Source organism: Brenneria nigrifluens DSM 30175 = ATCC 13028 (genome assembly GCF_005484965.1).
In the GTDB taxonomy this organism is placed as follows: domain Bacteria; phylum Pseudomonadota; class Gammaproteobacteria; order Enterobacterales; family Enterobacteriaceae; genus Brenneria; species Brenneria nigrifluens.
Genome location: NZ_CP034036.1, coordinates 2659474 through 2680209, shown reverse-complemented (window position 1 = coordinate 2680209; position 20736 = coordinate 2659474). Strand labels below are relative to the sequence as shown.

The 20736-nt window shown below is 55.4% G+C and carries 21 protein-coding genes; 12 read left to right on the top strand and 9 right to left on the bottom strand.

The features are described 5' to 3' along the window. Nucleotides 1-54: 54 nt before the first annotated feature. Nucleotides 55-702 carry a glutaredoxin 2 gene (gene grxB / locus EH206_RS12640; protein WP_009113158.1) on the bottom strand — a complete coding sequence of 216 codons (648 nt, stop codon included), beginning with the start codon at nucleotides 700-702 and terminating at the stop codon, nucleotides 55-57. 157 nt (nucleotides 703-859) lie between these two features. After that, entirely contained in the window at nucleotides 860-2065 is a 1206-nt protein-coding gene (gene mdtH / locus EH206_RS12635; RefSeq protein WP_009113157.1) for a multidrug efflux MFS transporter MdtH, read from the bottom strand. 314 nt (nucleotides 2066-2379) lie between these two features. On the opposite strand from mdtH, the gene rimJ reads away from it, so the two are divergent. The 3 genes from rimJ (at nucleotide 2380) to murJ (ending at nucleotide 5326) form a co-directional block, all read left to right on the top strand. Next, nucleotides 2380-2964 carry a ribosomal protein S5-alanine N-acetyltransferase gene (rimJ, locus tag EH206_RS12630; protein WP_009113156.1) on the top strand — a complete coding sequence of 195 codons (585 nt, stop codon included), beginning with the start codon at nucleotides 2380-2382 and terminating at the stop codon, nucleotides 2962-2964. Nucleotides 2965-2973: 9 nt separating this feature from the next. Continuing rightward, nucleotides 2974-3612: a YceH family protein gene (locus tag EH206_RS12625; RefSeq protein WP_009113155.1), complete on the top strand. Its 639-nt coding sequence runs from the start codon at nucleotides 2974-2976 to the stop codon at nucleotides 3610-3612. 178 nt (nucleotides 3613-3790) lie between these two features. Further along, the gene (gene murJ / locus EH206_RS12620; RefSeq protein ID WP_009113154.1) at nucleotides 3791-5326 is read left to right on the top strand and encodes a murein biosynthesis integral membrane protein MurJ; all 1536 of its coding nucleotides are present in this window, start codon (nucleotides 3791-3793) and stop codon (nucleotides 5324-5326) included. A 50-nt stretch (nucleotides 5327-5376) separates the two neighbouring features. Here the strand turns inward: murJ and argS are convergent, their stop codons facing one another. After that, complete coding sequence (gene argS / locus EH206_RS12615; RefSeq protein ID WP_009113153.1) at nucleotides 5377-7107, bottom strand: arginine--tRNA ligase; 1731 nt, start codon at nucleotides 7105-7107, stop codon at nucleotides 5377-5379. A gap of 649 nt (nucleotides 7108-7756) precedes the next feature. On the opposite strand from argS, the gene EH206_RS12610 reads away from it, so the two are divergent. From EH206_RS12610 to EH206_RS12600, 3 genes are all read left to right on the top strand, one after another. Continuing rightward, entirely contained in the window at nucleotides 7757-8305 is a 549-nt protein-coding gene (locus EH206_RS12610) for a VOC family protein (protein WP_136163869.1), read from the top strand. Between the two features lie 231 nt (nucleotides 8306-8536). Continuing rightward, nucleotides 8537-9295 carry a copper homeostasis protein CutC gene (cutC, locus tag EH206_RS12605; RefSeq protein WP_009113150.1) on the top strand — a complete coding sequence of 253 codons (759 nt, stop codon included), beginning with the start codon at nucleotides 8537-8539 and terminating at the stop codon, nucleotides 9293-9295. 174 nt (nucleotides 9296-9469) lie between these two features. Further along, nucleotides 9470-10012: a flavin reductase family protein gene (locus tag EH206_RS12600; RefSeq protein WP_009113149.1), complete on the top strand. Its 543-nt coding sequence runs from the start codon at nucleotides 9470-9472 to the stop codon at nucleotides 10010-10012. A gap of 43 nt (nucleotides 10013-10055) precedes the next feature. On the opposite strand, the gene cmoB is transcribed toward EH206_RS12600, so the two are convergent. The 4 genes from cmoB to EH206_RS12580 all read right to left on the bottom strand — a co-directional run bounded on the left by cmoB (nucleotide 10056) and on the right by EH206_RS12580 (nucleotide 13320). Next, nucleotides 10056-11027 carry a tRNA 5-methoxyuridine(34)/uridine 5-oxyacetic acid(34) synthase CmoB gene (gene cmoB / locus EH206_RS12595; RefSeq protein WP_009113148.1) on the bottom strand — a complete coding sequence of 324 codons (972 nt, stop codon included), beginning with the start codon at nucleotides 11025-11027 and terminating at the stop codon, nucleotides 10056-10058. Between the two features lie 3 nt (nucleotides 11028-11030). After that, the gene (gene cmoA, locus EH206_RS12590) at nucleotides 11031-11768 is read right to left on the bottom strand and encodes a carboxy-S-adenosyl-L-methionine synthase CmoA (RefSeq protein WP_040343908.1); all 738 of its coding nucleotides are present in this window, start codon (nucleotides 11766-11768) and stop codon (nucleotides 11031-11033) included. A 158-nt stretch (nucleotides 11769-11926) separates the two neighbouring features. Further along, a complete protein-coding gene (locus EH206_RS12585; RefSeq protein ID WP_009113146.1) occupies nucleotides 11927-12322 on the bottom strand; it encodes an MAPEG family protein in 396 nt (131 codons plus the stop codon). Between the two features lie 185 nt (nucleotides 12323-12507). Next, nucleotides 12508-13320: a DUF72 domain-containing protein gene (locus tag EH206_RS12580; RefSeq protein ID WP_009113145.1), complete on the bottom strand. Its 813-nt coding sequence runs from the start codon at nucleotides 13318-13320 to the stop codon at nucleotides 12508-12510. A gap of 265 nt (nucleotides 13321-13585) precedes the next feature. Here EH206_RS12580 and aspS point away from each other — a divergent pair, with 265 nt between their 5' ends. The 6 genes from aspS to ruvB all read left to right on the top strand — a co-directional run bounded on the left by aspS (nucleotide 13586) and on the right by ruvB (nucleotide 19162). Continuing rightward, the gene (aspS, locus tag EH206_RS12575) at nucleotides 13586-15382 is read left to right on the top strand and encodes an aspartate--tRNA ligase (RefSeq protein ID WP_009113144.1); all 1797 of its coding nucleotides are present in this window, start codon (nucleotides 13586-13588) and stop codon (nucleotides 15380-15382) included. Between the two features lies 1 nt (nucleotide 15383). Beyond that, entirely contained in the window at nucleotides 15384-15827 is a 444-nt protein-coding gene (nudB, locus tag EH206_RS12570; RefSeq protein ID WP_009113143.1) for a dihydroneopterin triphosphate diphosphatase, read from the top strand. A gap of 23 nt (nucleotides 15828-15850) precedes the next feature. Next, nucleotides 15851-16594, top strand: coding sequence for a YebC/PmpR family DNA-binding transcriptional regulator (locus EH206_RS12565; protein ID WP_009113142.1), 744 nt, complete (start codon nucleotides 15851-15853; stop codon nucleotides 16592-16594). Nucleotides 16595-16654: 60 nt separating this feature from the next. After that, the gene (gene ruvC / locus EH206_RS12560; RefSeq protein ID WP_009113141.1) at nucleotides 16655-17176 is read left to right on the top strand and encodes a crossover junction endodeoxyribonuclease RuvC; all 522 of its coding nucleotides are present in this window, start codon (nucleotides 16655-16657) and stop codon (nucleotides 17174-17176) included. 356 nt (nucleotides 17177-17532) lie between these two features. Beyond that, nucleotides 17533-18150, top strand: a complete 618-nt coding sequence (gene ruvA / locus EH206_RS12555) for a Holliday junction branch migration protein RuvA (RefSeq protein ID WP_009113140.1) — start codon at nucleotides 17533-17535, stop codon at nucleotides 18148-18150. 7 nt (nucleotides 18151-18157) lie between these two features. Continuing rightward, entirely contained in the window at nucleotides 18158-19162 is a 1005-nt protein-coding gene (ruvB, locus tag EH206_RS12550) for a Holliday junction branch migration DNA helicase RuvB (RefSeq protein WP_009113139.1), read from the top strand. Between the two features lie 6 nt (nucleotides 19163-19168). Here ruvB and znuB read toward each other — a convergent pair whose 3' ends face one another. Both znuB and znuC read right to left on the bottom strand, forming a co-directional pair. Beyond that, entirely contained in the window at nucleotides 19169-19954 is a 786-nt protein-coding gene (znuB, locus tag EH206_RS12545; protein ID WP_009113138.1) for a zinc ABC transporter permease subunit ZnuB, read from the bottom strand. Continuing rightward, nucleotides 19951-20709, bottom strand: a complete 759-nt coding sequence (gene znuC, locus EH206_RS12540; protein WP_009113137.1) for a zinc ABC transporter ATP-binding protein ZnuC — start codon at nucleotides 20707-20709, stop codon at nucleotides 19951-19953. Before znuC ends, znuB begins: the two co-directional genes overlap by 4 nt. Between the last annotated feature and the right edge of the window lie 27 nt (nucleotides 20710-20736).

Sequence of the window (20736 nt, the reverse complement as noted above, 5' to 3'; positions counted from 1 at the left end):
TAGTGATGAGCCGCTTCGGCGCCAAACGGCTCATCAGGCTGCCTGTCGTTTTATTTATTGCGCCAGGCTGCTTAGCAAGGTGATCTGCGTTTGTTTGGCCATATTGTCACGGTATGCGGCGACGCGAGACGGCGGGGTGACGCCGGCGACAAGGGATAGGGAACGCAATAGCGGGAACAGATGAATATCGTCGGTGGATAACTCTCCGTTACAGGCATTAGGCTGGACAATCAGCGGGTCCAGATCCGTCAGATCGTTATTCAGCTTTTTAATCAGCCCCGCGGAGTGGCTGAGATGACCTTCAAAACTGCCCAACTGCGCCTCTTTCTTATTGATAAAGTACTGCCGGGCCGACGCGGAGGCGAATTCTTCAAACGCCGCGCGGGCAAAACGCGGAATAATAAGGCGAGGGGTATAGTCGGATACCTTACGCAGCCAGGCGTCGATCGCCGGATTCGTCGGGCCGGTCAACAGCGGCTGTTTGTCGTAGTTATCAATGTAATGAATGATATCCATGCTTTCAGGCATATAGCTGCCATCGTCTTTTTGCAGTATCGGCACCATTTTCTGGCCGATCAGTCTTTTAGGCGTCGCTTCATCGTCATTGGCTAAAATTTGCAGTTCGACAGGGATATTCTTCAGGCCGAAAATCATGCGCGCTTTTACGCAGTAAGGGCAGTGATCGTAAATGTATAATTTCATACTCGCTATCCTCTAATCCACTGAGAAGACAATGGCCGCCAGGGCGGCCGCAAACGGCGTTTTCCGCCCCATGACGGCATAACAATCGTTTGAATGTATGGGGAAAGTATGGGGTGCAATACCCGCGAGATCAAATGCGGCGGTACAAAGAAGCAAATCAGTGACCGCCGAGCATGGCCGGTTCAATGCGGCGCTGATTGAACTGCCGGTAGAGCGCGCCCAGCGTCAGCAGGCCGATAACGCCCAAAATGAACCAGGGCAATTCCGGCTGCTCCAGGGCATGTCCGGCGTCGAACAACCAGCCGCCCCCGCTATAGCCGATGGCTCCCCCCAACGCCAGTCCCAGACGGCTGAACCCCATATAGCTGCCTCTTGCCCGGGCATCCGCCAGAGAGGCGCTCAGCGTTTCACGCGCGGGTTCGGCGATAATCGCGCCCAGGTAAAACAGGCTGATTAGCATCAGCAGGGATTGCAGACTGCTGGTCAAACCGATGGGAAACAGGCTGAAGGTCATAATCAGCAACCCGGCCATCAGACGTTGTTCCAGGCGGTAGCGTTTTTCGCTCCAGCGCGCAATCGGATAAAGCAGGGTCAGCGACAGGGCGGCCTCAATGGCGTACATCCATTTTACCGCCGTTGGCGTACCGGCGATTTCATTGACCATGATCGGCAGCATCAGCAATACCTGTACGGAGAGCATGTAATAGCCGGTCAGCGTTAACACATACGTCAGGAAACGACGATCGCGGATAACGCGCGTCATACCTGCCAGAATCGGCGTTCTGACCGTAGAGGTGCGATAAGCCGGCAACAGCCATCCGTTCAACGCCGCCGCCAGCACGAAAATAACCGCGCCGACCCAGCAAACCACCTCGAAGTCGTACTTGAGCAGCCAACTGCCGATCAGCGCGCCGATCACCGCCCCGGCGCTGTCCTGCATCATCAGCAGGGAATAGAAACGGCCGCGCTCCTGGGGGCGGACCAGCTTAACCACCAGCGCCGTTCGAGGCGGATCGAATAGCGTTCCGCCCAGCCCGGAAAGGGCGCAGGACAACCATAAAAGCCACGGCTGGTCGGCAATGGCCATAAAAACGAAACCCACGGCGCGTAATAGCATGCCGGTAACGATCATCGGTTTCGCACCGAACCGGTCGGCGATGGCGCCGGCGAAAATTCCCAATCCTTGTTGAATCAACTGGCGTAATCCCAGCGCGATACCGACTAATAACGCGGCCCACCCCAGTTGATCGACAAAGCGAATGGAAATAAGGGGGAATACCACAAAGAACCCCAGCACCACCAGCATATTATCGAGTAAGAGAAAATATTTACCCAAGCTCCGAGCTTGCGACATCAGAGGCATGTTTCACCACGAGGAATAAGGGAGAAAATAACGGACGTGACTATTTTGTACTCTATTTCCGGTTTCGGATAGTCTGTTGCTGGATAATATTTTTTTATCGTCTGAGCGTTATCCGAGTAGGTATTGAGTAAAAAAATCAGCTTTATCGAACCAATCGAACAATAACTCAGCGACGGGGGTTTTACGACAGAGAATTTATCCGGTTATAGTAAGCTTACCGGCGGTATACGATATTTTATGCTTACAGGAAGTATTGCTCTGTCTATATCCGATGAATTTTACTTATCGAACAACCCGCAACCCAGGGGGGAGGAATGTTTGGCTATCGTTCTACGCCAGCAAAAGTTCATTTAACGACCGATCGGCTGGTGGTGCGTTTGGCTTATGAGCGAGATGCCTGGCGTCTTGCTGAATATTATGCGGAGAATCGTGACTTTCTTAAGCCCTGGGAACCGGTTCGAGACGTCAGTCATTGCTATCCTTCTGGCTGGCAGGCGCGCCTGAGCGTGATTAATGATATGCACAAGCAAGGCAGCGCCTACTATTTTCTGCTGCTCGATCCGGATGAAAACGAGGTCTGGGGGGTGGCGAATTTCAGTAATGTGCTGCGGGGATCGTTCCATGCCTGCTATCTGGGGTACTCTCTCGGCGAAAAATGGCAAGGGAAGGGGTTGATGTACGAAGCGCTCCAGCCCGCCTTACGTTATATGCAGCGTCAACAGCGCATGCACCGAATTATGGCTAACTATATGCCGCATAATCAGCGCAGCGGAAATTTACTGGCCCGTCTGGGATTTGTGCGCGAGGGCTATGCGAAAAATTATCTGCTTATTGACGGCAAATGGCAGGACCATGTTCTGACCGCTCTCACTAACAATGACTGGACGCCACAGCGCTAAGGAATTGTGATGAAATATCAGCTAACGGCCCGCGAGGCCAGAGTGATTGGCTGCATGTTGGAAAAACAGATCACCACGCCGGAACAGTATCCGATGTCGTTAAATGGCGTGACGGCGGCCTGCAATCAAAAAACCAACCGCGAACCGGTGATGGATCTGAGCGAAAGCGACGTCCAGCAAACGCTGGATTTGCTGGTAAAAAAACATTTCCTGCGCACCCTCAGCGGTTTTGGCAATCGGGTAATGAAATATGAGCATCGCTTTTGCAATTCTGAGTTCGGCGATCTGAAGTTTTCCCCGGCAGAGGTGGCCCTGGTGGCGACATTGCTGCTGCGCGGCGCGCAGACTTCCGGCGAGTTGCGCACGCGCGCCGGCCGCCTGCATGATTTTGCCGATGTTAATGAAGTGGAAACCGTGCTGGAGCAAATGCGGCGGCGTGAAGACGGCCCATTCGTTGTGCGGCTGGCGCGTGAACCCGGTAAGCGGGAAAGCCGCTATATGCATCTTTTCAGCGACGAACCGCTTGAAGAGACAGTACCGGCGCCGGATGACCGCTCGGCTGAGGAACGCCCGCTGGCCGCCAGGGTCGCGCTATTGGAAAAAGAGGTTGCCGAGCTTAAGCGCCAACTGGCGGAGCTGTTGGCGTGAACGCCCGATGACCCGGCGCGGCATTATAAGGATGGCCGGGAAAGCGCTGAAAAGTTCGGCGCTAATCACAATAGCTGGTGGCTATTGAGCGCGCAATGCGTAGACTAGTCGCACCGCGCAATCAGGATGACCGCAGAACGGTCGATAATAGTCCCCGGACATTTCAGAATATAATCGGATGAATTTACTTAAATCACTGGCGGCCGTCAGTTCAATGACCATGCTTTCACGCCTGTTGGGTTTCGCGCGTGATGCGATAGTGGCGCGGGTTTTCGGCGCGGGTATGGCGACGGATGCCTTTTTCGTCGCCTTTAAACTGCCTAACCTGCTGCGCCGTATTTTTGCCGAGGGCGCGTTCTCTCAGGCTTTTGTTCCTATCCTGGCCGAATACAAAAGCCAGCAGGGCGACGAAGCGACCCGCACCTTTCTGGCTTACGTTTCCGGCATGCTGACGTTGATTCTGGCGTTGGTCACCGTTGCGGGTATGCTGGCGGCGCCGTGGGTGATTATGGTCACCGCGCCGGGGTTCGCGGCTACGCCCGAGCGTTTTGAACTGACATCGGCGCTGCTGCGGGTGACTTTCCCCTACATCCTGCTGATCTCCCTGACGTCGATGGTGGGGTCGGTGTTGAATACCTGGAACCGCTTCTCGGTTCCGGCGTTTGCGCCGACGCTGTTAAACGTCAGCATGATCGGTTTCGCCCTGTTTGCCACGCCCTATTTTGACCCGCCGGTGATGGCGCTGGCCTGGGCGGTGCTGGTGGGGGGGATGCTTCAGCTCGGCTACCAACTGCCGCATCTGAAGAAGATCGGCATGCTGGTATTGCCGCGTCTCAAATGGCGCGATCCCCGCGTCTGGCGGGTGATGAAACTGATGGGCCCGGCGGTTCTGGGGGTTTCCGTCAGCCAGATATCGCTGATCATCAATACCATTTTCGCCTCGTTTCTCAGCGAGGGGGCGGTGTCGTGGATGTACTACGCCGATCGGTTAATGGAGTTTCCGTCGGGGGTGCTGGGCGTGGCGCTGGGCACCATTCTTCTGCCTTCGCTGGCGAAAAGCTTTGCCAGCGGCAACCATGATGAATACTCGCGGCTGATGGACTGGGGATTGCGTCTGTGCTTTTTACTGGCGCTCCCCAGCGCGGTCGCCTTGGGTATTCTGGCGCAGCCGTTGACGGTGTCGCTGTTCCAATATGGGAAATTCAGCGCCTTTGATGCGGCCATGACGCAGCGTGCGTTAATTGCCTATTCCGTGGGGCTGATGGGGCTTATCGTCGTGAAAGTGCTGGTGCCCGGTTTTTATTCGCGGCAGGATATCAAGACGCCGGTTAAAATCGCCGTGGTAACGCTGGTGCTGACGCAGGTGATGAACCTGATCTTTATCGGTCCGCTGCAACACGCGGGGCTGGCGCTTTCCATCGGCCTGGCGTCCTGTCTGAACGCCGGACTACTGTTCTGGCAACTGCGCAAGCAGGATATTTTCCATCCCCAACCCGGCTGGCGCCGTTTTCTGCTGAAGCTGGTCGCGGCGGTTGTGGTGATGTCGCTGGCGTTGATCGGCATGCTGTGGTGGATGCCCGCCTGGGACAGCGGCAGTATGGCTTTCAGGCTGCTGCGGCTGATGGCGTTGGTGATGGTTGGCGCGGGGGCGTACTTCGTCACGCTGGCCCTGCTGGGGTTCCGCCCGCGGGATTTCGCCCGGCGCGGCGTCTGAAATAACAAACGCCCGGAGACGGGCGTTTGTCACGCTGGTGCGGCAAAGGATTACATCTTCTCTACGGTATCAATCCCCAGGGTATCCAACCCCTGCTTCAGCGTTTTGGCCGTCAGCAGCGCCAGTTTCAGGCGGCTTTGACGCAGTTCGTCATTTTCCGCATTCAAAATTGGACAATGCTCGTAAAAACCGGAGAACAGGCCCGCTAAATCATACAAATAGGCGCACATCACATGCGGCGTGCCGTCACGGGCGACGGTGGTGACGGTTTCTTCAAATTGCAGCAGGCGAGTGGCAAGAACAAATTCACGCTCTTCGTGCAGGGTAATGGGCTGAGTCAGGCTGTCTTCCTGAATGGCGGCGCGTTTAAAAATCGAGATAACGCGGGTATAGGCATATTGCATATAAGGCGCGGTATTGCCTTCGAATGCCAGCATGTTATCCCAGTCAAAAATGTAATCGGTGGTGCGGTTTTTGGACAGATCGGCATATTTTACCGCGCCGATGGAAACCACGTTGGCGAGCTGTTGCAGCTCATCGCTCTCCATTTGCGGATTTTTTTCGGCGATAAGCTGGCAAGCGCGCTCATAAGCCTCGTCCAGCAGATCGGAAAGCTTGATGGTGCCGCCGGCGCGGGTTTTAAACGGTTTGCCGTCCTTGCCCAGCATCATGCCGAACATATGGTGTTCCAGGCTGACGGAATCCGGTACGTAACCGGCTTTGCGCACAATGGCCCAGGCCTGCATCAGATGCTGGTGCTGGCGTGAGTCGATGTAGTAAAGCACGCGGTCGGCATTCAGCGTTTCATAGCGGTATTTCGCACAGGCGATATCGGTGGTGGTATAGAGGTAGCCGCCATCCTTCTTCTGGATGATAACGCCCATCGGCTCGCCTTCCTTGTTCTTGAACTCATCCAGGAAAACCACCGTCGCGCCTTCACTCTCCACCGCCAGACCTTTCGCTTTCAGGTCGGCGACAATCTCCGGCAACATGCTGTTGTACAGACTTTCGCCCATAACGTCATCTTTGGTCAGTGTGACGTTGAGACGATTATAAGTGAGCTGATTTTGCGTCATGGTGATGTCGATGAGTTTACGCCACAGTTGGCGGCAATATTCATCTCCCCCCTGTAGCTTGACCACATAGCCTCTGGCGCGTTCGGCAAAAGCGGCATCGTCGTCATAGTGTTTCTTAGCTTCGCGGTAGAACGCTTCGAGATCGGACAGCGCCATCTCGCCGGCATTGTCATTCTGCACTTTTTCGAGATAGGCGATCAGCATGCCGAACTGCGTGCCCCAGTCGCCGACGTGGTTGGCGCGAATAACATGGTGGCCGAGGAATTCAAGCGTACGAACCGCCGCATCGCCGATAATGGTGGAGCGCAGATGACCGACGTGCATTTCTTTCGCCACGTTGGGTGCGGAATAATCGACAACGATAGTTTGTGGTTCAACCGGTGTTACGCCCAGTTTCGGGTCATTCAGTGCATTCTCTGCCTGGCTGGCAACCCATTGTTTATCAAGGAATATATTAATAAAACCCGGACCTGCGATTTCTGTTTTTGTAACGATGCCGTCCAGCGCCAAAAGCTGGACTACTTTTTCGGCCAGTTGACGCGGCGGCATGCCGAGTTTTTTGGCAACGGCCATCACGCCGTTGGCCTGATAATCGCCAAACTGTACTTTTGCCGACTGGCGGACCTGTGCTTCGCTGCCTATCGGGGCACCCGCCGCGGCCAATGCCTGGCTGACTTTTTCGGAGAGAAGAGCCTGAATATTCACCGGTTTACCTTAGATAAAAAATCAAGCCCTGCTTATACCATATTTGCCTTTACGAGTCAGCAGATGGCATACCGCGGCGGGTGACATGCTTACATTGAAAGGGGGGAATAAGGTAAAACAAGATGATATTGGCGAGGGTTACTGCAATTCTTTATGTATATAGTAAAGGGAACCAATAAGAACACTTGGTTAACGTTTCCTGGTTTTGGAGTTTACCCCGATTTTGTGTTCATTTTTGGTTTTAAAATGACGAAAAATAGCGTACGCCGCAATGACGATCAGCAGAATTGAAATGATTAATAGCACCATGATAATGACTCTATCTTATTATTAAGAAGTTCAAATTATCCTTTTTCCTTTCTTCATTCAATGGGCATGATTTTATTTAAGACAACTCTCAACAAAAGTTGCGTGAAGGACTCCATGTTAACTGACTACAGAATTTTTTTGTTTGTTAATCCATTGGGTAACTTTACTTTCTTTGGTTTTTACTATGGCATTTGGTGCTGAAAGCACGAATAACTAAAAGAACCAATAATTAAAAAAGAAATCAAAATAGAACTGCGTTAAAGAATCATGGATGAGATATTATCACCATGTAAATTAATCCCTAACAGTTTGCGTGGATAGCAAGGAGTTCGTACCCAGTATGTTACCTGAAGAGTTAGCGGTGGATTTGGTTCGTTTCGAGCGCGAATTAAATGAGTTTGCGGCGGTACTGCAGTTGGATTTGACCAGGTTCAGCGCCGATCATATTTCGCTGCGTTGCCATCAAACTTCGACCGCTGAGCGTTGGAAAACACAAATATTGCGCATCGGCACGCTGCTTGCCGAAAACCTGATTAATGGGCGCCCTATCTGCTTGTTTATATTAAACTCGGCGATAAAAGTCGGCCCCTGGCGGATTGATTGTATCGAGCTGCCCTGGCCGGGAAAAAAACGTTATCCCCATGAAGGATGGGAGCATGTGGAGTTGCTATTGCCGGGCGATGCGGATTCGCTGCACCTAAGGGCGCTGGCCTGTTTATCCGACCAGGCTCTGCGTACCTCCGGCGTCAAACTTCATTTCAGTTCGCCGCAGGGTGAAAAAGAACGAATACCTAATCCGACAACGGCCGTAACCAATGGAAAGGTAACCATAAAGTTTCATCCGTTTGATATTCGGGATATTGTGGCGGATGAAAACCGTGGCGCTTGAATTGTTGGCGCCGCATGGTTTTCCAACCGGCTTAATACATTAATAGAACTGTGGTTTATGTCATTTTTATTTCAGTTATATCGCGTTCATTGTGATCGTCATCTCCTCACGATGCGCCCTTGAATGCCATAGTGATTAGCTATTCTCGTAATTAAGAATGCTTCGGCGGTCTTCATATAATTAGGGGAAATGTAATTGAATGATATTCAGCGGTTTTAAATGGAGGTGGATATGCCAAAACTGGAGGTGTGTTGCTATAGCATTGAGTGCGCAGTAACCGCCGAGCAGGCGGGCGCCGATCGGATTGAACTCTGTTCCGGTCTGCGCGACGGCGGGTTAACGCCGGGATATGGCGTCTTACGTCTTGCGAGCGAAAAACTAGCGATTCCCGTTCATCCTATTGTTCGGCCGCGTGGCGGTGATTTTTGCTACGACGCAACGGAATTCGCGGCGATTAAATATGATATCGAGCAAATCCGCGATATGGGGTTTCCCGGCGCGGTGGTGGGCATTCTTGATGCCGAAGGACATATCGATTTGCCGCGAATGAAAGAGATCATGTCGCTGACTCAGGGCATGGCGGTGACCTTTCACCGCGCTTTCGATCTGTGCCTGAACCCTTACCTGGCGCTGAAACAGCTGACCGATCTGGGCGTATCCCGGATCCTGACCTCCGGGCAGCAGCAGACCGCGGAAAACGGATTGGTATTATTGCGTGAACTAACTCAGGCCAGCCGTGGTCCAATCATTATGGCCGGGTCCGGTGTGCGATTAACCAATCTTCATAAGTTCCGGCAAAGCGGTATTCAGGAACTGCACAGCTCCGCCGGACAGTGGTCTTCATCCGTGATGCGGTATCGCAAAATCGGCGTTTCCATGTGCTCGCACAGCGATATGGATGAGTTCAGCCAGTATGGCGTTGACGGCGATATCGTGGCTGCGATGAAGCGGGCATTGAGTTCGGACTATGAAGTCTCATCGGTTTCATAACGGTTTTCAGGTTGAGTAATACTCGGCCTGCCAGAGCACCCTTGCCGCGCAGCATACCAACAGGTTGCTTGCGAGTACCAAGCCCCGGCGTGTTGCCGGGGCTTTTTTTATCGCGCGCCCGGCGGTTTGCATCATTCTTGCACCAGGAGCGCAAAGTAAAAGATGGAGGAAAATATGCAAAGTCTTCCTATTGGCAAAGCGTTCACTCTGCTGGAGCCGGGACCGGTTGTGCTGGTTACCACGAACGATGGCCGGAAAGATAATGTAATGACCATCACCTGGACGATGGTTCTTGGTTTCTCGGCATCATTCGCCATAACGACCGGACCCTGGAACTATTCATATGGCGCACTGCAAACCTCAAAAGAATGTGTGATTTCAATCCCCACCGTCGATATGATCGATACGGTTGTCGGCATTGGGACATGTTCGGGGCAAAACACCGACAAGTTTGACAGGTTCGGACTTACGCCATTAGCGGGCCGGCATGTCCGGGCGCCGCTGATCAAGGAGAGTCTTGCCAACATTGAGTGCCGGATTATCGATATCATCGATCAATACGGCATCATCGTGCTCGACGGTATCGCGGCGTACTATGATGACGCGCGTGCCGAGCAGAGAACCATCCACGCCGTCGGCGATGGCACGTTTATTGTGGATGGCCGCAGAATTGACAGAAAGGAGATGATGCGCTCCAAGCTTCCGGACGGATTCTAACGTTTTATCCGGCACCCGCTCCCTGCAATTTTTCTGCGCCGAGTCAGGGCTTGCGGGCGACCAATACCGCGCGTACCGGCGCCGGGTAGCCCTCCACGGTTTTACGTGGATCGTGCGGATCGAGAAAATCGGCCAGCGATTCGCTGATCATCCAGTCTGTTCTGCGCTGTTCCTGCGGCGTGGTGGCGCAGATATCCACCACCCGAACATCGGCAAATCCGCATTTTCGCAGCCACTGGGTCAGCGCGGCGGCGGAAGGGATAAAGTAGACGTTACGCATCTGCGCGTAGCGTTCTCCCGGCACCAGCACCTGATTTTCATCGCCTTCCACGACCAGCGTTTCCAGCACCAGTTCGCCATCGGACGCCAGTTGGTTTTTCAACTGCCATAGATGGTCGAGCGGCGAGCGGCGGTGGTACAGCACGCCCATGGAAAAAACCGTATCGAACGCCGCCAGTTCCGGCAACTGTTCGATGCCGAGGGGCAGGACATGGGCGCGCTGGTCGTCGCCCAATAGTTTTCGTACCGCTTCAAACTGGCATAAAAACAGCTGCATGGGATCAATACCGACCGCCAGGCGCGCGCCCGCTCCCACCATGCGCCACAGATGGTAGCCGCTGCCGCAGCCGACGTCGAGAACCAGGCGATCGCGCAGCGGACTGATATGGGGGAGCACGCGCCGCCACTTCCAGTCGGAGCGCCATTCGGTGTCGATATTAACCCCATAAAGCGAAAACGGCCCTTTGCGCCACGGCATCAGGTTGCGCAGCAGCATTTCTATCCCTGCGCGCTGGCCGGCGGAAATATCCGGCGTCATGCCGGCGGTTACGCCGTCGGCCAGATCCAACTGGGTGGGGGAGAGGGCGGGAAGATGTTCCAGGGTGTTGAACCACAGTTTGAACTTACCGTGCAGCGACTCCTGCTGCCAGCGGCTTAACTGCGGGGGCAGGGTATCAAGCCAGTGGCTTAGCGGGCCTTTGGCGATTTGCTGATAAAAATTGCCGAAATCGATCACAACCTATCCTTCTGTCTTGAGCGCCAGTAATGAACCGAAGTTAAAACATTGGAACCACAGATCGACGTGCTCAAAGCCTGCCAGTTTGAGTCGATTTTTATGCGTGTCCACGGTATCCGTCAGCATTACGTTTTCCAGCATGCTGCGTTTCTGGCTGATTTCCAATTCGCTGTAGCCGTTGGCGCGTTTGAAGTCGTGGTGCATGTTGAACAACAGCTCATCCACTCTGTCATCGGCAAAGCTGAATTTTTCGGACAGCACCAGTACGCCGCCCGGTTTTAACCCCTGATAGACCCGGTCGATCAACAGCTGGCGATTGGCCGGCTCCAGAAACTGAATGGTGAAGTTCAGCACCGCCATTGAGGCGTTTGTTATTTCAATATCCAGAATATCGGCTTCAAGTACCTCTGCCGGCGTGTCGGAGCGGAAAGCTTCGATATGATGGCGACAGCGTTTTATCATTGCCGGCGAATTATCCACCGCGATAATTTTACAGCCCGGCGCGCGAATATTGCGCCGCATCGACAAGGTGGCGGCACCCAGCGCACAGCCCAGATCGTAAACCTGGCTATGCGGTTGCACGAAACGTTCCGCCAGCATGCCAATCATCGAAATGATGTTGGAATAACCGGGAACGGAGCGCTGAATCATATCGGGAAAGACTTCAGCAACGCGTTCGTCGAATGTCCAGTCGCCCAGATTGGCAATAGGAGCGGAAAAAAGCAGGTCGCGGTTTGGCATGGCAAAATAATGGCTGAGATAGGTAATCAAGGGGGCGTATTCTAGCAGAATGACGCGATAAAGCATGTATCCCCTTCACCTTTACAGTTACGGGACCTTCAGCGAGAGAACGGATGAAGCCGGCGCCGTCATCCTTTCCGTTCCATCGCCGTCGCGTCTTAATACAGGGTGAAAACCATTTCCCACGGCAGATAGTAGAGATTTGCCAGGGACATCAGGATCAGTGAGGCATAAGTCGCCGCCATGCCCGATCGTCGCCAGCGGAATTCACGCTGGCGCAGGCCGTAGTAATGAAACAGGCGCCCGACGATCAACAGCATGCCGCACAGGTGGAGCATCGCGGCGATGGCGCCGTTCATTTCCATCAAAACCAGCAGAATAGCGCCGATAGGAATATATTCCACCGCATTGCCATGAACCCGAATGGCCGTCTGAAGTTCATAAAACCCGCCATCGCCATAGGCTACGCGGTACTGCATTCTGAGTTTAACTACGTCGACAGACAACTTTATCAACAACAATGCGCCAAGCACTACATAGAGCGCGCTTACCATGTTTAACTCCGTGACCTGACCGAAAACGGCTTGCGGAATAATAGCTTCCCGCAGCACAACTGTCGCCTGTACAAGGCAACTTTTTTTATCTGAAATGAGGAGGGGGAAGACATTGTTTATAAGAAAAGGGACTAATGAATGGCGTCGGCGCCGTCGGCACTATTCGCCTCGCCGACGCGCGGCCATTAAAATAGCGACTCCTGCCGGGGCCAGTCCGGCTGCGGCGGCAAAGCGGGAATAATATCGCTCAGCAGCGGCCACAGCTGCTGCGCCAGCGCCGGCGCATCGCCGATATCGGGGGTGTGGATAAACAGAAAAGGCTCGGCATGCGACCACTGCGGAAGTTTTTTCAGCCACGGCTGAAACCAGTGCAGATTCTCCTGCAGATTTTCACTGCCGATAAAGCGAATCAAGGGCTGGGCGGCGGTCAACAGCGCGTGAACCGGCAGGCGCGGCTTTTTGCGTTGCGCTTCGCGCATTGCCGGGCTGTCCGGCGCGGCATGATGCACCGGGCGGCTGTCCATGATGACGCGGTTAATCCCGCGCTGCTGTAGACCCTGATTCAAGGCGCGTTCGCTGTCGCCTTTAGCAAAAAACTGCGGGTGGCGCACCTCCACGCCGTAGCTGAATCCCTGCGGCAGCGCATCGAGAAAGCGCCACAGAACCGTAAGCTGAAGCGGACCGAAGGCGGCGGGCAGTTGCACCCAGAGTTGCCCGAGGCGCCCCGCCAGCGGTTCCAGACAGTGAAAGAAGGCAGCTACCTCCTGTTCACAGTGCTGCAAGGCGGCCTGATGACTGATGGCGGAGGGAAATTTAAAGCAGAAGCGGAATTCGTCCGTGGTCATATCGCGCCAGCGCGTCACCAGCTCGCGGCCGGGTAAGGCGTAAAACGTGGTATTCCCTTCCACGCAGTTAAAGTAGCGGGAATAATCAGCCAGATCGTGCAATCCTAAACGACTCCAGGCAGGATGTTGCCATTGAGGTAATCCGATATACATTATTCTGTTCCGGTAACAAATTAAGGCTATATTAGCGATCATTTCATTAACCGATAATGAAAATTGTCAAAAAGAGTGTGCGGGCAAACCGCAGAGCGTTACCTCATACTTATCGTCCGGGGGAATTTCCTTTATAATAGCCGCCTTTTTTCACCGGACAGTAATCCAGAAAAACCATGCCGTTCAGCAAAGACACCACGGCTTTTTCCGTTGCCAGACGCGGCGAAAAAGGGTGGGTTGTGCGGCTGAGTAAAAGGACATAGCGATGCGTACTGAATATTGCGGACAGTTGAATTTGTCCCACGTGGGCCAGGAAGTGACATTGTGCGGTTGGGTTAACCGCCGCCGCGATCTGGGTGGTTTGATTTTTATCGATATGCGCGACCGCGAAGGTCTGGCGCAGGTGTTCTTTGATCCGGACCGCCAGGACGTACTGAAACAGGCGTCCGAACTGCGCAACGAATTCTGTATTCAACTGAAGGGCGTCGTCCGTGCCCGTCCGGAGAGCCAAATCAACAAAGATATGGCTACCGGTGAAATCGAGGTGCTGGCCACGGCGCTGACCATCATCAACCGCGCCGAGCCGCTGCCGCTGGATTCCAACCAGACCAACACCGAAGAAGCGCGCCTCAAGTACCGCTATCTCGATCTGCGCCGCCCGGAAATGGCCCGGCGTCTGAAAACCCGCGCGCGCATCACCAGTTTTGTCCGCCGTTTTATGGACGGGCACGGTTTTCTGGATATTGAAACGCCGATGCTGACCAAGGCGACGCCGGAAGGGGCGCGCGACTATCTGGTGCCGAGCCGGGTGCACAAAGGAAAATTCTACGCATTGCCGCAGTCGCCTCAGCTGTTCAAACAACTGCTGATGATGTCCGGTTTCGATCGCTACTATCAAATCGTCAAATGTTTCCGCGATGAAGATTTGCGCGCCGATCGTCAACCGGAGTTTACCCAGATCGATGTGGAAACCTCGTTTATGACCGCGCCGCAGGTGCGTGAAGTGATGGAAAAACTGGTGCGCGAGCTGTGGCTGGAGATCAAAGGCGTGGAGCTGGGGAATTTCCCGCTCATGACCTTTGCCGAAGCCATGCGCCGTTTCGGTTCCGACAAACCGGATCTGCGTAACCCGCTGGAGCTGGTGGATGTGGCCGACCTGGTAAAAGATATCGAATTCAAGGTTTTCTCCGGCCCGGCAAACGACGCCAAAGGCCGCGTGGCGGCGATCCGCGTTCCGGGCGGCGCGCAGCTGAGCCGCAAACAGATCGACGAGTATGCCAAGTTTATCGAAATCTATGGCGCCAAAGGGTTGGCCTATATCAAGGTCAACGAGCGCGCCAAAGGTGTTGATGGCGTACAAAGCCCGGTCGCCAAATTCCTCAGCGCGGACCTGCTGTCCGCGCTGCTGGAACGCGTCGGCGCCGCAGATGGCGACATTCTGTTCTTCGGCGCGGACAGCGCCAATGTGGTGACCGACGCGCTCGGCGCGCTGCGTCTGAAGCTGGGGCGCGATCTGAAGCTGACCGACGAAGACAGCTGGCGGCCGCTGTGGGTTATCGACTTCCCGATGTTTGAAGACGACGGCGAAGGCGGCCTGACCGCCATGCACCATCCGTTCACCGCGCCGCGCGATATGACGCCCGCCGAACTGGCGGCCAATCCGTCATCCGCCATCGCCAACGCCTATGACATGGTGTTGAACGGTTATGAAGTGGGCGGCGGCTCGGTGCGTATTCATAACGGCGATATGCAGCAAACGGTGTTCGGCATCCTGGGCATCAATGAACGGGACCAGCGCGAGAAATTCGGCTTCCTGCTGGATGCGCTGAAGTTCGGCACGCCGCCGCACGCCGGTCTGGCTTTCGGTCTGGATCGTCTGGTGATGTTGCTGACCGGCACCGATAATATTCGTGACGTCATCGCTTTCCCGAAAACCACGGCCGCGGCCTGTCTGATGACCGAAGCCCCCAGCTTCGCCAATCCCGTCGCGCTGGAGGAGTTGTCCATTGCGGTGGTGGGAAAAGGGAAAGCGGCGCAGGACGAAAAATTCGAGAACCAGTGAGATGGCATACAAGCGACCCGTTTCGGTTCTGGTGGTGATTTATGCCCGCGATACCGGGCGGGTGCTGATGCTGCAACGGCGTGACGACCCCGACTTCTGGCAATCCGTCACCGGCAGCCTGGAGGAGGGGGAAAGCACGGCGTGCGCCGCACAGCGTGAAGTTAAAGAAGAGGTTAATATTGATATATCCGCCGAGGCATTATCACTCTTTGACTGTCGGCGCTGTATTGAGTTTGAGCTTTTTGCTCATTTAAGACGTCGCTACGCGCCGGGGGTGACGCGCAACACGGAACACTGGTTCTGTCTGGCGCTGCCCGAGGAGCGCGAGATGGTTATTACCGAACATCTCGCCTACCAGTGGCTGGATGCGCCCAATGCGGCGCAGCTTACCAAGTCGTGGAGCAACCGGCAGGCGATTGAGGAATTTGTTATTTATCCGGCCTGAACAGGCTTTTTTCGGAGATTTTTATGGCAGGTCATAGTAAGTGGGCCAATACCAAGCATCGTAAGGCTGCACAGGACGCGAAACGCGGCAAAATCTTTACCAAAATTATCCGCGAATTGGTTACCGCCGCCCGGCTGGGCGGCGGCGATCCGGGGGCGAACCCGCGTCTGCGCGCCGCCATCGATAAGGCACTGTCCAACAACATGACGCGCGATACCCTGAACCGCGCCATCGCCCGCGGCGTGGGCGGCGATGACGACAACAATATGGAAACCATCATTTATGAAGGTTACGGCCCCGGCGGTACGGCGGTGATGGTGGAGTGCCTGAGCGACAACCGCAACCGTACGGTTTCCGAGGTGCGCCATGCTTTCACCAAGAGCGGCGGCAACCTGGGCACTGATGGTTCGGTGGCTTACCTGTTCAGCAAAAAGGGCGTGATCTCTTACGCGCCGGGCCTGGATGAGGATAGGGTGATGGATGCCGCGCTGGAAGCCGGCGCGGACGACGTGGTGACCTATGACGACGGCGCCATTGACGTTTTCACGCCGTGGGAAACTTTCGGTGAAGTCAAGGATGCGCTGGATGCGGCGGGCCTGGTGGCCGAAGCGGCGGAAGTTTCCATGGTGCCTTCAACCAAAGCGGACATGGACGCGGAAACCGCGCCGAAGCTGATGCGCCTGATCGATATGCTGGAAGACTGCGACGACGTGCAGGAGGTTTATCACAACGGTGAGATCTCCGATGAGGTGGCGGCATTACTATAATGGCGGCACGATGATGGAAAGGGCGCGCCTTTCCGTCCGGCGAACCGGCGGAGCGTTACGATGACAATCATACTCGGCATCGACCCCGGTTCGCGCGTGACGGGTTACGGCATCATCCGCCAGCAGGGGCGCCAGCTTGCTTATCTCGGCAGCGGCTGCATTCGCACCGTGGTCGACGATTTGCCCACGCGCCTCAAGCTGATTTACGCCGGGGTGAGTGAAATCATCACCCAGTTTCACCCGGATTGTTTCGCCATTGAGCAGGTGTTTATGGCCAAGAATCCCGACTCGGCGCTTAAGCTGGGGCAGGCGCGCGGTGCGGCGATTGTGGCGGCGGTGAATCATGATTTACCGGTGTTTGAGTACGCCGCCCGGCTGGTGAAGCAGACCGTGGTGGGCACCGGCGCGGCGGATAAAAAACAGGTGCAGCATATGGTTCGCTCGCTGCTCAAGTTATCCGCCAGCCCGCAGGCGGATGCCGCCGATGCGCTGGCGATAGCCATCACCCACTGCCATTTCAATCAGAAGCTGATCCGCCTTGGCGTTGAGAAACGTTATCCGGCGCCGGGGCGCCTGCGCTGAAACTTAAGGCTGGATATTCATCCAGCTTTTTTTATGTTATAAGCTATACCCTAGATAATTCGAGTTGCAGGAAGGCGGCAAGGGAAGGACAAATTCGTCGGGAACGAATTTGACCAGCCAACGGCTGGCCTCCGGTGAGAGACAGGATGTCTCTCATTTAATCCCGATGAGCTTACACAGGTAAGTGATTCGGGTGACTGACAAATCTGCCTGGAGCAGATTTGAACGCTGCTTGCAGCGGCCCCAACGGGGCGAGGCCCAGGGAGGGGCCGAGTAATGCAGCCAACGCACATGCAGCTTGAAGTATGACGGGTATATACAAGATTCTTGGTTGATAAAACGTAAAGGAAGAGAAGGTGATAGGTCGTCTCAGAGGCATTATTCTGGAAAAACAACCGCCGCAGGTGCTGATAGAAGCCAACGGCGTTGGCTATGAAGTTCACATGCCGATGACTTGCTTTTACGAACTCCCGGCGCTTTCTCAGGAGGCCGTCATCTTCACGCACTTTGTGGTGCGCGAAGACGCTCAACTGCTATTCGGCTTTAATGATAAGCAGGAGAGGGCGCTGTTCCGTGAACTGATTAAGGTCAACGGCGTGGGGCCGAAGCTGGCGCTGGCCATTCTTTCCGGTATGTCCGCCGCGCAGTTTGTCAGCGCGGTGGAGCGGGAAGAGATCGGCGCGTTGATCAAGCTGCCCGGCGTCGGCAAAAAAACTGCCGAACGTCTGGTGGTTGAAATGAAAGACCGCTTTAAGGGATTGAGCGGCGAGCTGTTTAATTCAACGGGCGATGTCGCCCCGATGCCATCGTCCCCCGCCGATAGTGAAGCCGGCGATCCCGAGGCGGAGGCCGCATCGGCCCTGATTGCCCTGGGCTATAAGCCGCAGGAGGCCAGCCGCCTGATCGCCAAAGTGGTCCGTGCGGATTCAGACTGCGAAACCCTGATCAGGGACGCACTACGCGCTGCGCTGTGAGGTATGCATGATTGAAGCCGATCGTTTGATTTCCGCCGAGGCCGTCCCCGAAGAGGAGTTTATCGACCGCGCCATTCGCCCGAAACTGCTGGCGGAATACGTCGGTCAGCCCCAGGTCTGCGAACAGATGGAGATTTTTATTCAGGCGGCGCGCCAACGCGGGGACGCCCTGGATCATCTGCTGATTTTCGGCCCTCCCGGTTTGGGGAAAACCACGCTGGCAAACATCGTGGCCAACGAAATGGGGGTTAATCTGCGCACCACCTCCGGCCCGATACTGGAAAAAGCCGGGGATTTGGCCGCGTTGCTTACCAATCTGGAACCCCACGACGTTTTGTTTATCGATGAAATTCATCGTTTGTCGCCGGTGGTGGAGGAAATTCTGTATCCGGCGATGGAAGATTACCAACTGGATATCATGATTGGCGAGGGGCCGGCCGCCCGCTCGATCAAGCTTGATTTGCCGCCGTTTACCCTGATTGGCGCCACCACCCGCGCCGGTTCGCTTACCTCGCCGCTGCGCGATCGTTTTGGCATCGTCCAACGGCTGGAGTTTTATAAGGTCGCCGATCTGCAACATATCGTCAGCCGCAGCGCGCAGTGCCTGGGGCTGGATCTCACCCATGACGGAGCGCTGGAAGTCGCCCGGCGCTCGCGCGGCACGCCGCGTATCGCTAACCGGCTGCTGCGCCGCGTGCGTGACTTCTCCGAGGTCAAATCCGCCGGGGCGATCACCGCCGAAGTCGCCACGCTGGCGCTGGATATGCTGGCGGTGGATACCGAAGGCTTCGACTATATGGACCGGAAACTGCTGCTGGCGATTATCGATAAATTTATGGGCGGCCCGGTCGGGCTGGATAATCTGGCGGCGGCGATCGGCGAAGAGAGGGAAACCATTGAAGATGTGATTGAACCCTTTCTGATTCAGCAAGGGTTTATTCAGCGCACCCCGCGGGGCAGAATGGCGACGCAGCACGCCTACCGCCATTTCGGCCTGATGCGGGAGGAATAGCCTGCTCTACGCAGGCTGTTTCTTGATTAAACTGGCGATAAACAGCAGCGAGGCGCAAAGTACCACCGACGGCCCGGCGGGGGTATTGTAACCGGCGGAAAAGGCCAGACCGCCGGTAATGGCGATCATACCGGCGCCGATGGCGAAACCGGCCATCTGCTCCGGCGTGCGCGCAAAGCGGCGGGCGCTGGCGGCGGGAATAATCAGCAGCGAGGTGATGATTAACGCCCCGACGAACTTCATGGCGATGCCAATGGTCAAGGCTGTCACCAGCATCAGGATAAGCTTGCTGCGCTGTAGGTTAACGCCATCCACATGCGCCAGTTCGGGGCTGATGGTCATGGACAATAACGGTCGCCATTGCCAGCTCAGTACCGCAATCACCACGGCGACGCCGCCGCCGATAATCCATAGATCGTCGCGAGTGACGGAGAGCAAATCCCCGAACAGATACGCCATTAAGTCCACTCGCACGTTATTCATCAGGCTGACCACCACCAGACCGAGCGAAAGGGCGCTGTGCGCCATAATGCCCAGCAGGGTATCAATCGCCAGATAGGGACGACGCTCCAGCCAGACCAGTCCGAGCGCCAGCGCCAGGGTAACGGCGATAACGGCATAGAACAGATTGACATCCAGCAGCAAGCCGAAGGCCACGCCCAGCAGGGAGGCATGCGCCAGGGTATCGCCGAAATAGGACATGCGCCGCCAGACGACGAACGACCCCAGCGGGCCGGCGGCCGCGGCGAGGAATATCCCGGCCAGCCAGCCAGGAAACAGAAGTTCAATCATGCGTCGTTTCCACCTTGTCTTTTCAGGATGATACGTCCGTTTAAGTCGTGACGATGATTATGATGATGCCGGTAAACCGCCAGCTGTTCGGCGCCGCGCTGGCCGAACATGGCCAAGAATTCGGGATGCAGGGAGACCACTTCCGGGGTGCCGGAACAACAGACGTGCTGGTTGAGACACAGCACTTCATCGGTTTTGGCCATCACCAGGTGGAGATCGTGGGAAACCATCAGCACGCCGCAGTTAAACTCCTGACGCAACTGATTGATCAAGTCATAAAGCGCAAGCTGACCGTTGACGTCCACCCCCTGCGTCGGCTCGTCCAATACCAGCAACTGCGGATGGTTCATCAACGCGCGGGCCAGCAGAACCCGCTGATTTTCGCCGCCGGACAGTTTCTGCATCGGCTGTTGCAGCAGGTGCGCCGCCTGAACGCGTTTCAGCGCCGGTAATATATCCTGCGGCTTAATGCCGGGGCGCAGGCGCATAAAACGGCTGACGGTCAGCGGCAGCGTAGGATCCAGATGGAGTTTTTGCGGGACGTAGCCAATACGTAACCCCGGCGTTTTTTGCAAGGTGCCGGCGGTGGGCGACAGCAGGCCCAAAACAACCCTCGCCAGCGTTGATTTTCCCGCGCCGTTGGGTCCCAGAAGCGTAAGAATGCGCCCCGGCTGGAGAGACAGGGAGATATCCGACAGGACTTTCCTGCTGCCAAACGACACTGAAATATTATTGAGCGATACCAATGTGGACATAGAATTTGGTTTGCAGAGATTCTGTAA